Source organism: Paenibacillus sp. FSL K6-1122 (assembly GCF_037977015.1).
In the GTDB taxonomy this organism is placed as follows: Bacteria; Bacillota; Bacilli; order Paenibacillales; family Paenibacillaceae; genus Paenibacillus; species Paenibacillus amylolyticus.
On the sequence record NZ_CP150272.1, the window covers coordinates 3566368 to 3578974 of the forward strand.

10 protein-coding genes are annotated in these 12607 nt (G+C 43.7%); all 10 read left to right on the plus strand.

Annotated elements, in window-relative coordinates:
- The first annotated feature begins 17 nt into the window (after positions 1-17).
- Complete coding sequence (locus NSQ20_RS16255) at positions 18-1301, plus strand: SGNH/GDSL hydrolase family protein (protein WP_340032969.1); 1284 nt, start codon at positions 18-20, stop codon at positions 1299-1301.
- 41 nt (positions 1302-1342) lie between these two features.
- Entirely contained in the window at positions 1343-2116 is a 774-nt protein-coding gene (locus NSQ20_RS16260; RefSeq protein ID WP_340032970.1) for an alpha/beta hydrolase-fold protein, read from the plus strand.
- A gap of 71 nt (positions 2117-2187) precedes the next feature.
- Entirely contained in the window at positions 2188-2823 is a 636-nt protein-coding gene (locus NSQ20_RS16265; protein ID WP_047842966.1) for a glycoside hydrolase family 11 protein, read from the plus strand.
- A 133-nt stretch (positions 2824-2956) separates the two neighbouring features.
- A complete protein-coding gene (locus NSQ20_RS16270) occupies positions 2957-3796 on the plus strand; it encodes an SUMF1/EgtB/PvdO family nonheme iron enzyme (RefSeq protein ID WP_340032971.1) in 840 nt (279 codons plus the stop codon).
- A gap of 349 nt (positions 3797-4145) precedes the next feature.
- A complete protein-coding gene (locus tag NSQ20_RS16275) occupies positions 4146-5261 on the plus strand; it encodes a helix-turn-helix domain-containing protein (RefSeq protein ID WP_340032972.1) in 1116 nt (371 codons plus the stop codon).
- A 4-nt stretch (positions 5262-5265) separates the two neighbouring features.
- Complete coding sequence (locus NSQ20_RS16280; protein ID WP_340032973.1) at positions 5266-7047, plus strand: sensor histidine kinase; 1782 nt, start codon at positions 5266-5268, stop codon at positions 7045-7047.
- Positions 7048-7060: 13 nt separating this feature from the next.
- Positions 7061-8602 carry a response regulator gene (locus NSQ20_RS16285; RefSeq protein ID WP_340030308.1) on the plus strand — a complete coding sequence of 514 codons (1542 nt, stop codon included), beginning with the start codon at positions 7061-7063 and terminating at the stop codon, positions 8600-8602.
- Positions 8603-8741: 139 nt separating this feature from the next.
- Entirely contained in the window at positions 8742-10397 is a 1656-nt protein-coding gene (locus NSQ20_RS16290) for a sugar ABC transporter substrate-binding protein (RefSeq protein ID WP_340030309.1), read from the plus strand.
- 112 nt (positions 10398-10509) lie between these two features.
- Positions 10510-11475, plus strand: a complete 966-nt coding sequence (locus NSQ20_RS16295; protein WP_017688458.1) for an ABC transporter permease subunit — start codon at positions 10510-10512, stop codon at positions 11473-11475.
- 12 nt (positions 11476-11487) lie between these two features.
- Positions 11488-12390 carry a carbohydrate ABC transporter permease gene (locus tag NSQ20_RS16300; protein WP_017688457.1) on the plus strand — a complete coding sequence of 301 codons (903 nt, stop codon included), beginning with the start codon at positions 11488-11490 and terminating at the stop codon, positions 12388-12390.
- Positions 12391-12607 lie beyond the last annotated feature (217 nt).

A 12607-nucleotide genomic window follows, 5' to 3' on the forward strand; every position in this document is an offset into this window, starting at 1 on the left:
GGATGTGATGATGATTTATGCTCCAGGATTCAGGAGATGCAGGTGAAAACACGGAATTCACTGCACCGCGCGATCCAGTTGGAGTGACAGCGTCGGCAGTCAAGCCCGCAATTGATTTTGGGTCACCTAGATATCGCGACATGATTGGCCGATCTCTTCTGAACAAAGGAAATAATGTCAGATTAAAACGAGCCATTGAGAAGGCAAAAAACGGCGAACCTGTCGTTATCGCTTATATTGGAGGCTCCATTACCCATGGTGCTGGTGCAGTACCTATTCATCTCCAAAGTTACGCTTATCGGTCGTATGAGTCGTTCAAGTTTATGTTTGCGCTTTCAAAAGATAGTCCGATTCATCTGATTAAAGCAGGTGTGGGTGGAACTCCTTCAGAACTGGGGATTGTACGTTATGATCGTGATGTGCTGAGGGGAGGTGCCGTTCAGCCGGATATTGTCATAATCGAATTCGCAGTCAATGACGCAGATGATGAAACCCAAGGTAAATGTTACGAGAGTCTGGTACTCAAAGCACTTACTGCCGATAACAAGCCAGCGGTCATCTTGTTATTCAGTGTATTCGAAAATGACTGGAATCTACAGGATCGTCTCGCTCCGGTAGGCTGGCATTATGATCTGCCAATGGTAAGTGTGAAAGATGCTGTCGTAGATCAGTTCAGCAAGACAAAAGGTGAAGGCAACGTTATTTCCAAAAAGCAATTTTTCCATGATATATATCATCCAACTAACATAGGGCATCGAATTATGGCCGATTGTTTGGAATATTTGTTCGACGTGACGAATCGTTCTGAGTGGGATGAGAAAGATCATCATATTGAAAAAGCTCCGCTAATTGGGAATGAATTTGTTAATGTGAAGCTGTTGGATCGGAAAAATGGCAATCATATTGCCCGAATCGATGCAGGCTCTTTTTGTAAAACGGACACGGATCTGCAGATGGCTGAGATGGATGCTCATGACTATGGTACACCTCAGTTCCCCAACAACTGGATGCGTACAGGAGAGGGAAAAGAGGATCAGAGTAGCTTTCGGATAAGTTTGCAGTGCAAACGCCTCATTCTGATCTTCAAGGATTCTGGTAACGATGAATTCGGAACTGCACATATCAAGGTAGATGGGGTATTTGTCCAAAAAGTCGATCCGCGTCAAGTAAACTGGACCCATTGCCATGCCACACTTCTGCTTAACGAAGAGCATGTGGGGGAGCACTCCATCGAGATCGAAATGGCGGAAGGCCATGAACATAAATGCTTCACCATTCTGGGTTTTGGCTATGTGGATTAACTGAAGACTGATAGTCACTCATATGTTCGGAGGAAAAGAGAATGGAATTGATCTCACCAGCAGTAACGGGATATGACCAGTATCGGGAGAATATACCACGTGGAGTCATGGAGACGGTAGAATATCCTTCCACCACGGTTGGCAATTCCCGTAAAGCGATGGTGTACACCCCACCAGAATTTTCTTCGACAACGATGTATCCTGTACTTTTTCTTTTGCATGGTATTGGCGGAGACGAAACCGAATGGCATACTCATGGTTCTCCGCAAATTATTCTCGATAATCTGTACAACGATAATATGCTTGAACCGATGGTTATTGTTTTCCCCAACGGTCGCGCAATGTCGAATGATCGAGCCGTAGGAGACCTGTTTGAACCTGAGAAAATCAAAGCATTTAAACGGTTCGAATCCGATCTGCTCAACGATTTGATACCTTACATGGAGTCGAACTACCCTTTGCATAAAAGCTGGGATAAAAGGGCGATTGCTGGTTTATCCATGGGTGGAGGTCAATCCTTAAATATCGGATTAAGTAATCTAGACCATTTTGCATGGATCGGTGCTTTCTCCGCAGCCCCAAATACCAGAAGTCCGGAGCTGCTTGTCCCTGATCTTTCGAAAGCGCCTTCATTACTCTCGCTGTTATGGATCTCTTGCGGTGAACAGGACAATCTTATAGAGATTAGTCTTGGGGTTCACCAATATTTGGCGCAACACGGAGTACCTCACATTTGGCATGAGGAAAGTGGAGGACATGATTGGCCCGTGTGGAAAAACGATCTGTATCTGTTTTCGCAACGTCTTTTCAAGTGAATTTGCTGAAGAACATTGATATCGGATTGTAGCATCAACCAAATCTATTAAAATATCAGGAGGTATAATCTATGTTTAAATTTAGCAAAAAATTGTTAACCGTTGTTCTTGCATCTGCCATGAGTTTTGGTGTCTTCGCAGCCACATCGAGCGCAGCAACAGATTATTGGCAAAATTGGACAGATGGCGGAGGAACGGTCAACGCCGTGAATGGATCGGGCGGGAATTACAGCGTGAATTGGCAAAATACCGGGAACTTTGTTGTCGGGAAAGGGTGGACATACGGTACGCCTAATCGAGTGGTCAATTATAATGCCGGCGTATTCTCTCCTTCAGGTAACGGCTATCTCACCTTCTATGGTTGGACTAGAAACGCTCTAATTGAATATTACGTGGTGGATAGCTGGGGAACGTATCGTCCTACCGGAACGTATAAGGGCTCGATGACTAGTGATGGCGGCACATATGACATCTATACAACGATGAGATACAATGCACCTTCCATTGATGGTACTCAGACTTTCCCTCAGTATTGGAGTGTTAGACAGACCAAGAAACCAATCGGAGTCAATTCTACCATCACGTTCAGTAATCATGTGAATGCATGGGCGAGCAAAGGGATGTACTTAGGCAACAGCTGGTCCTATCAGGTGATGGCAACGGAAGGTTATCAAAGTAGCGGAAGCGCAAACGTGACGGTTTGGTAAAAATGATGTGATGCAGTTCAACTTCTGCACCTGCATTTGAAATTCAATTTTCCGGTAGCGTTGAGTAACGTTATTCTCCAGACTAACGGACCTCGACGTTGCCGGATTTAAGCTAGTAAAGGAGAATAATTGAATGAAGAAGCTGGTATGGTTAACTTTAATCGCTATAGTTGTTAGTCTAAGTGCTTGTTCAGCAAGTAATACGAAATTAAGCGATGACTTGGTATTCGTCGAAGGAGGAGCCTTCAAGAGCAGTAAGCCAAGTCAGATCGATAGGAATGAAACGCTGGATTCCTTCTATATTGGCAAATACGAAGTAACTCAAAAAGAATGGATGGAGGTTATGGGGGAAAACCCTTCTGGCTTCAAGGGAGATGACCTGCCTGTTGAAATGGTCAGCTGGTATGATGCAGTGGAATACTGTAATCAAAAAAGTATAAAAGAAAACCTGAAACCTTATTACAATATAGATAAAGACAACCAGGACACGAATAATCACAATGAAAATGACACTATAAAATGGAATGTAACGATCAACGAGGGCGCCAACGGTTACCGTTTACCCACAGAGGCAGAATGGGAATACGCTGCAAGCGGAGGTCAAAAGAGCTTAAATTACACATACAGCGGAAGTAACAATCCTGATGAAGTTGCTTGGTACTGGGTAAATGCCGGCGAGAACATTCTGACGGGTGACTGGAGCTGGCCCGCTATTGAGAGCAATCGTAATCAAACCAAAAAAGTCGGAACTCAGAAGGCGAATGAGTTAGGAATCTATGATATGTCTGGGAATGTGAGAGAATGGTGCTGGGACTGGTACAGCGATTCGGAGAGTCCAAATCAAACTTGGCGAGTTGTGAAAGGCGGAGGCTGGATCGGCGGTGTCAATAACAATGAAATATCATTTCGAGGCAAATTTGATGCAAATGGTTTTGGTCCCGATCAAGGATTCCGTATTGTACGTGGAGAATGAAAACTCTTTTTCCTGGCAATAGATTACTTCTGAGCTAAACCTATACTTTGTCGGGTGAAAACCTATAGTTTAACAGGTTGTTGTACCAAAATGTAAGCGTTACACTTGAATTGTTATCCCGGCGCTTCGCTAAAATCGGAGCGTTCTTATAGTACGGTCCGATGGAACCATGTTCTATGTTATTGATAAATGACGATGAGACTGGTAGAAATTTTGTTCTCCAAGTTGTGCGAGCAGACAACAATCCTGCTGTTGTTCTGCTGTTTAGCGTTTTCAGAACAACTGGAATCTACCTATTGATACAGATAAAATACATGCAGCTGATCAAGGATAAAAGTGAGGTGAGCTAATGTACAAGGTCATTGTCGCTGACGATGAGCCGTTTATGCTAGAAGGATGGAGAACGATGATTGACTGGCGAGCTTGTGGATATGAACTCTGCGGAACGGCAACGGATGGGGAGGAAGCACTTGCTCTATTCAACTCGGTTGAACCGGATCTTGTCGTCACTGATATTCAAATGCCTGTTATGGATGGTCTTGGTTTGATTCACACCTTGCGAGAAGATCTCGCCTATACCTCTAAAATTGTTATCGTTACAGGATACTCCGATTTTAATTACGCGAAGCAAGCCATACGTTATCAGGTCGATCAGTACGTGCTTAAACCTCTTGTTCCCGAGGAGATTCATCAAATCCTTATGGACATGATTGAACCTCTGGACAAACGCAGAAATGAGCAAAAACAGCAAAATGGAGTCATGGTTACAGATGAAGCCTATGAGAATCATCTTAATGAATATCGAATAAACGAAGAATATGATTTAGAGCAAATGATGAATATCTCCAAAGAGATCTTGGCGTTGATTGAAGCAGAAAACACGTATTCCATCGATATTGCAGTGAGTGCACTGTTAGAGAAAAGTGAGAAAGCAGAGGTTTCGTTGGAATGGATACATCATGTCATTCGATATATCCATGGGGAGTTGCTACGTAAATATGGAAAAAGAGAGGGTTGCAGAGAAATACTATGTGAAAAAGAATGGCATGAGGCTGCGAGTTGGTCTTCCGGCACATTGCAAGACCTGTGTGTTCGACTATCCAAGCAACTTTCCCAGTCTGAATTGAACCAAAAGACGGGTACGGGAGGGCTGGTTGCAGAAGCAGTGAATGAATTGAAGCAACACTATCGAAGTAAAATTAAATTACAAGATGTAGCTAATCGTATTCACGTGAATTCTGCCTACCTGGGTCAACAGTTCAAGCGGGAGATGGGGGTCAGTTTCAGTGACTATGTGCACCAGCTTCGTGTTGAGGAGGCCCGTAAACTCCTGCGACGTACCAATATGAAGATCACTGACATTGCATTCAGGCTAGGATATCATGATGCTGAATATTTCACCCAAAAGTTCAGAGCGCATACAGGGGAGCTTCCGTCAGTCTATAAAAACAAAAACCAAGGGTGATTATATGCGTCATAAATTCTGGATGTTCAGTAAGGTTAATGATATTCCCCTCCGATCCAAATTTCTGCTTATTTATGTACTTAGTATTCTCCTTCCTGTAATAACGATTAATATCTTCTTTTATGAACGAACCTCTGCGGATATCAAGATTAGAGAACAGGAAAATCTGCGTAAATCCATCGACAGGGCTGCGGGGGAACTGCTAGGCATGATTGATGAGAGCGTTGCCCTGAGCCGAATTATTGCAGCAGACGATTCGCTCTATGAGGCACTGGATCGGACCTATCACTCCCCCGTGGATTATTACAACGTCTACCATGCATTCCTGCGAGATAAATTAACACGGTACATGTCAGCGAATATTCTGGAGGTGCGTATCTATACAGATAACGATACCATTCAGACGGGCAGTCATTATATCGTGATGAAAGACAAGAATGTACTCCCTGGATTGAAACAGCTGAAATCCACCAGTGGAGGCATTCTTGTCGTTGATTATATTGAGCCATCCGGATTCAACGCGGGAAGAAGAATCAGTGTGATTGGCAAAATGGATACCTATACTTCCTATGCCAATTACAACAAGTATTCCAAGATTGATCTGGAACTTAGCCGGGTGTACAGCATTTTAAATCGTGAATCAGACAGTCTTCAGCTGCGTCTGGTGGACAGCAACAATCGAACTGTCGTTTCAAGTGGGGAGTTCAGCGAAACCGACTTATCCCCCCTTGATAATGAATCAATGCTCAAGGAATCTGGAGATTCTGCTTACACGCTCGAAAAATCGTTGGGGAATCTAGCCTACCTAAAAGGTTGGAAATTGATTGGAGTTGCCGATACGCGTCACCTTGACCACCTTTTGCAAGAAGCCTTTAAATCAATTCTGGGGTTGCTCGCATTAAGTATCGTGGTCCCCTCTGTATTGATCTACATTATTTTGCGTTCCTACCACTATCGGATTCGCAAGTTATCCAGACATATGGAGAAGGTTCGTAACGAACGATTCGATCTGATTGAAATTCACGAAGGCCGCGACGAAATTGGCGGGCTTATTCGTACATTTAACATCATGATTGGTAAAATTCATACGCTGATTAATGACGTATATAAACTGGAAATCCGCCAAAAAGATCTGGAGCTGGATCAAGTGAGGACTGAATTGTCCATGCTCCAGAGTCAGATGAATCCCCATTTTTTATTTAACACTTTGAATGCCTTGCTGGTCGTTAGTACGAAGAATGGATATACAGAAGTAATTGAGATTATTAAAAGTCTGTCCAAACTGATGCGACAGTTGCTCAGTCATTCTGACAATTTGATTCCTTTGCAAGAAGAGCTGCAATTTACGAATCTTTATCTCCAGATTGAGAAGTTTCGCTTTGGAGAGCTGTTTGATTACACCTTCGAGGTTGATCCTGATGCAGCTTCGTTGCTCATTCCCCGCATGAGTATTCAACCGCTCGTCGAAAATGCCTGCAAACACGGCTTGCAGGCGCGAAAAAATGGAAGAGAGATCAAGATAACGGCGAGTCGAAACGCTTCTGAACTGGTTATTCAGGTGATCGATAATGGAATCGGTATGGATGCAGGGAGACTAACCGAGCTCCTGCGAGATATTCGTTCTGAAAGACCCAGGAACGGCGAGCATGTAGGACTCCGCAATGTCTACCGCAGGTTGGAACTCTTTTATGAAGGAAATGCGATATTTGATCTAAGCAGTGTACCTGGAAAGGAAACTATTGCAGGGTACCGTATACCGATCTCCAAGCTGGAACAGAGGAAATAGGAGGTAAACTCTCATGTATAAAGTATTATTAGTCGATGATGAACCTTATGCAATTGAAGGGTTACAGCTTCTGATCAATTGGGAAAAGTATGGTTTTGAAATCAGAGGCGTGTGCGCCAACGGTGAGGAAGCCATTCGGATGATGGAACAAGATCGACCTGATCTCGTGGTGACAGACATTCGTATGCCTGTGATGAATGGGCTGGAACTTGTAGAAGAAGCACGACGATTGGAACATGAGTCTGTGCTGTTTGTCATCACGAGTGGATACAGTGACTTTAATTATGCCAGACAAGCTATTCGATTAGGTGTCTCCAACTATTTAACCAAACCGGTTGATAGTACAGAAGCAGAGGATATGTTGGTCCGTCTCCGTATGCAATTGCAGGAGCGTGAAACCCAGGAGCGTATAAGGGAACATGCAAACGAGCAAAGGATCAAAGCGTTTTTGTCCGCACTGATTAAGGATAAGCAAAATATATCGGAGGAGGAGATGTCAGAGATACTTCCTCGTTTAAACAAGTCCCATTGGGCATACCTGCGGATAGCCTTTCAGGGAGATATTCAGGAAGTCTGTTCAGTAGTCGAACAAACGGCTGAAGAAACAACTTGCTGTTATGTGATAGACAGAACAAGAGACTCATTGGGACTAGTATGGGGGGAGGAAACGAATGATAGAAATGAGACGTTTGAAGCAATTAAAGCTTTTACCCAGCGTTTGATGAATAATATGCAACATAACGGCTGCGGAGATATTCATATCGCGGTTGGATTAACGGTCAACAAACTGGAGCATTTATCTGAATCCTTCCGCTCCGCTCAGGAAGTTGGGCGTTATTTATTTTTTAACCAAGAGCGTCTTTTGTTTGCCGAAGATATTCAGCTGGAGAATTGGCAGTTTGATCCGGAAACGCTGTCAGAGGTGGACCATATTTGCGATTTGCTTGAAAACGGTTCTGTGGAGGAACTCTCATCTGCGATTCGGAGTGCTTTTGAACTGTTTGTACAGATGAAGGCTGCGCCAGAGATTGTACATATTTTCTCTACCCATATTATATTCCGCGGATTGTCCCTGTGCAGAGAATTAGGAGGAGAACCTAATGCTCTAATGAACGAATTGGCGAGCGGAATTCTGGAGAAGGGCCATCGAAATATAGAAGAGGTTGCTAACAATCTGGAACATTTCTGTTTGCAATGCAAGTCAGCACTGGCGATTTTCCGGGAGAGGCAAATGGGTGGTATTCAGGCAACGGTTGCTGAATATGTGCAGATGCATTACAGAGAGACATTTACGATCCAGGAGCTCGCAGAACGATTTTACGTGAATCCTGTCCATTTAGGGCAATCCTTTTTGCGAAAGTATGGTAAGGGTGTAATCGAGGTAGTACATGATCTAAGAATGGAAGAAGCGAAGCGTCTGCTCCAGCAGACGAATCAAACATCAAGTGCGATTGCGGAGCAAGTTGGGTACCGCAGTTACCAGCATTTTCTCAGACACTTCGAAAAACGAACAGCCATGAAACCAGTAGAATACAGGCAAACGTATGCGAATTGATCCATGAAAAAGAAGAACCCCTCCTGAATAAGACCTACAATTACAGGGGGGTAGACCTTAAATGTATATATTTTGTAACCGCATACATTTCTTCATACTAAAAACAGTAAGACATACCACTTCCAAGGAGGGCAAGTACATGGGGGGACTTAAGAAAAAGAAGCTTTGGGGTTCCGTATCACTCGTTCTGGCTTTGAGTTTGGCACTGGCAGGATGCAGCGGTGACAATGAGAAAGCGACTACAAAGGATGGGAAAGAGGTACTGAACATCTCGGCCTTTATCGGAACGCCAAATCAGGCGCCAGCTAAAGATAACCGAATCTACAAGAAGATTCAGGATGAACTCGGCGTTAATCTTGAGATGGAGTTTCTAGTAGGTGATCTTCAACAGAAGTTGGGCGTTATGATTGCCGGGGGCGATTTCCCGGATCTGATCACAGCAGACACCAAGTTGGTCTCAGCGGGTGCGGTTATTCCGCTCGAAGATCTCATTGAAGAGCATGCACCTAATCTGAAGAAACATTTCGGTAAAGACTGGAACCGGATGAAAGATTCCAGTGACGGACATATTTACTGGTTGCCTAACTATGGAGTGTATACAGGGGAGTTCATTAGTAACTATTATTCTGGTCCTGCATTCTGGATCCAAAAGTCCATACTGAAGGATGCCGGGTACCCAACTCCTAAAACGTTGGATGATTTCACAAAGTTGATCCGTGATTATGCAGCCAAGAATCCAACTATTGATGGTCAACCGACGATTGGTTTCACTACATTGGCTTCAGACTGGCGGACGTTCCCTTTGCTTAACCCACCTGAACATCTTACGGGTCACCCCAATGATGGGGGCGTAGTCGTAGATGATAGTGGAGTCGCAACCGTGTTTGCCGACAAAGATATCTCCAAACGGTATTATAAAGAACTAAACAATCTGTACAACGAGGGATTGCTGGATAAAGAAGCCTTTGTTCAGAACTACGATCAATATCTGGCCAAAATTTCTTCGGGACGTGTGCTTAGTATGTTCGACCAGCACTGGAATTTCCAAGCCGGCGAAGACCCACTCGTAGCACAAGGGAAAATTGGCCAGACATACGTAGGCTTCCCGCTTGTCTATGATACAAGTATCACAGATCATTATCTGGATCGTCCGGTCATTAACTTGAACAATGGTTTTGGTATCAGTAAAGATGCCGAAGACCCTGTCGCACTCATCAAATTCCTCGATAAGCTTATGGACGAGAAGTACCAGAAGCTCTTGTCATGGGGTGAAGAGGGTGTAGACTATCAAGTGAATGAAGAGGGAAGATTCTATCGTACACCAGAGCAACGGACAGAGCAGGATGATCCAGCATGGAGATTGGTTAACAAAGCTGAAGGTTTCTACGCTGCTGCACCGAAGCTCGAAGGAACATTTGAAGATGGCAATGCAATTGGAGCGATCAACCAACCTGAGGAATTCTATGACAACCTCAAACCGGAAGATAAAGAACTTCTGGATGCATACGGCTTCAAAACGTGGAGTGACTTCTTCTCTCCTGCACCAGAAAATCCAGTGTACTATCCAGCATGGCAGGTCGATCTGAAAGAAGGCTCTGATGCTGCGGTAGCGAACAAACAAATGACAGACACTTCATTGAAATTCTTGCCTAAAGCAATCATGTCAAAACCGAATGAGTTCGATAACATTTGGACTGAATATGTAGACGCTTACAAGAAGATCGATGTCAAATCCTATGAAGATCGAATTAATGATCAACTGAAATGGAGAATCGAGAACTGGTCTGTTAAATAAAAAAATGCGGCAATGATTCTCTCGGAAGGTATCAACCAAAGGATTACTCAGGCGAGTGCCTTCCGGGGACATCATGCTTAAAGTCGCTGCAAGCCAATAGGAGGAGTGAAAGATGGCGAACACGCCTGGAGCCATACCAGAGCAAACCACCCGTACAGTCGTTCCCAAGGCACCACTGTTAAAACGATTGCGCGGACAAAGACAACTCATGTTCATGTCATTGCCCATCGTTGCGTACATTCTCGTATTCTCGTATTATCCCATTTGGGGCTGGGTTATGGCCTTTCAGAATTACAGTCCTGCGAAGAGTTTCACCCAGCAGGAATGGGTCGGGCTCAAACACTTTAAGTTTTTGTTAACAGACGATGCATTTCTTAACGTGCTTCGTAATACCATTGCGATGAGCGTCATCAATATGGTGCTCGGATTTGCGACAGCAATTATATTTGCCATTTTACTTAATGAGATTAAACATAAGTTATACAAACGAACCATTCAAACAATATCGTATTTACCTCACTTTCTCTCATGGATTATTGTGACAGGTATCGTAGCAAGTTCACTATCTGTAGATGGTGGTATTGTGAATGTGGTACTCATGAAGCTGCATATCATTCAAGAACCTATCATGTGGCTTAGCGTTCCGGAATACTTCTGGGGCATTGTAGGCGCATCCCATGTATGGAAAGAAGTTGGCTGGAATGCCATTATTTATTTGGCGGCCATCACGTCTATCGATCCTTCCCTCTATGAAGCGGCAGAGATTGATGGTGCGAACCGATATAAGAAAATGCTGTATGTGACCTTACCCGGAATCAAATCCATTGTTATCATTTTGCTGATCATGAATATGGGCTGGATTTTGGAAGCTGGATTCGAGGTTCAGTATCTGTTAGGTAATGGTGTGGTTGTCGACTGGTCACAGACGATAGATATATTTGTCCTGAAGTACGGACTACAGATCGGGAATTATTCTTTGGCTACTGCGGCAGGTATCTTCAAAACAGTAGTTAGTATCACGCTGATCTTTGCGGCGAATTCAATTTCCAAACGGCTCGGGGAAGACCGATTAATATAAGGGGGACTAGAGATGGGAATCAATAAATCTCGGCTTGAACCGATTGTCTTCCATACGTTAAATGGTATACTGATGATCGCAATCGCGATTGTTACCCTGTATCCGTTTGTGAATACACTCGCCGTATCATTCAATGCCGGTAATGACACCATCCGGGGTGGGATTTATCTGTGGCCTCGGGTATGGACAGATCAAAACTACAGAGCAGTATTTGCAGGAGGGACCATCTTCAGCGCCTTTGGTATATCTGTGGCGAGAACGGTTTTGGGGACAGTTTTAAGTCTATTCTTAACCTCCATGCTGGCTTACACACTAAGCCGAAAAGATTATATATTACGAAAGCCCATTACCATTACAGTTGTTCTTACGATGTATTTTAGTGCAGGTCTTATTCCAACTTACTTCCTAATGAAAGATTTACATTTGTTAAACAACTTCCTGGTGTACATTATTCCTGGGCTGATCAGTGCCTTTAATATGATTGTTATTAGAACTTATATCCAGACACTACCCGAGGGATTGATCGAATCCGCCAAAATCGATGGTGCTGGAGATTTCAGAACATTCATTTCCATTATTCTACCGCTGTGCCAACCGGTTCTTGCTACTGTTGCACTGTTCATTGCAGTCGGTCAATGGAATTCTTGGTTTGATACGTTTCTGTATGCATCTTCCAAACAAAACCTAAGCACGCTGCAATATGAGTTGATGAAACTATTATCATCTTCTATGAATTCCAACAGCAGTGCAGCCGTTGCCAATGGTGCAGATCTTGGTGCTGCGCGTAACATGGTCACACCTGTATCTATTCGGGCAGCGATTACGATTGTTGCGGCATTACCCATCTTAGTCGTATATCCATTTTTGCAGAAGTATTTCGTTCATGGCTTGCAGCTTGGAGGGGTAAAAGAGTAAACTTAATGCAGTTCCAGATAACCGATCAAAAACGGTCACTAGGTGACCGTTTTTTTATGTTTTTTTAAACGGCGGGCCGTAGTATGTCAATTGCACACGAATCGAACTTATTCAATAATGTTGTTGACAATTAAATTAAAGTTACTATAATTTATATTTACTTGATTCACCAGTCAGTCTCTTTTCAGGGTGCCACTGCGCGCGAAAGCCCTATATC

What these genes read in the sequence shown, in the direction of transcription:
- NSQ20_RS16255 (WP_340032969.1), top strand. Translation starts at nt 18, where the DNA reads ATGCTCCAGGATTCAGGAGATGCAGGTGAAAACACGGAATTCACTGCA.
- NSQ20_RS16260 (WP_340032970.1), top strand. Translation starts at nt 1,343, where the DNA reads ATGGAATTGATCTCACCAGCAGTAACGGGATATGACCAGTATCGGGAG.
- NSQ20_RS16265 (WP_047842966.1), top strand. Translation starts at nt 2,188, where the DNA reads ATGTTTAAATTTAGCAAAAAATTGTTAACCGTTGTTCTTGCATCTGCC.
- NSQ20_RS16270 (WP_340032971.1), top strand. Translation starts at nt 2,957, where the DNA reads ATGAAGAAGCTGGTATGGTTAACTTTAATCGCTATAGTTGTTAGTCTA.
- NSQ20_RS16275 (WP_340032972.1), top strand. Translation starts at nt 4,146, where the DNA reads ATGTACAAGGTCATTGTCGCTGACGATGAGCCGTTTATGCTAGAAGGA.
- NSQ20_RS16280 (WP_340032973.1), top strand. Translation starts at nt 5,266, where the DNA reads ATGCGTCATAAATTCTGGATGTTCAGTAAGGTTAATGATATTCCCCTC.
- NSQ20_RS16285 (WP_340030308.1), top strand. Translation starts at nt 7,061, where the DNA reads ATGTATAAAGTATTATTAGTCGATGATGAACCTTATGCAATTGAAGGG.
- NSQ20_RS16290 (WP_340030309.1), top strand. Translation starts at nt 8,742, where the DNA reads ATGGGGGGACTTAAGAAAAAGAAGCTTTGGGGTTCCGTATCACTCGTT.
- NSQ20_RS16295 (WP_017688458.1), top strand. Translation starts at nt 10,510, where the DNA reads ATGGCGAACACGCCTGGAGCCATACCAGAGCAAACCACCCGTACAGTC.
- NSQ20_RS16300 (WP_017688457.1), top strand. Translation starts at nt 11,488, where the DNA reads ATGGGAATCAATAAATCTCGGCTTGAACCGATTGTCTTCCATACGTTA.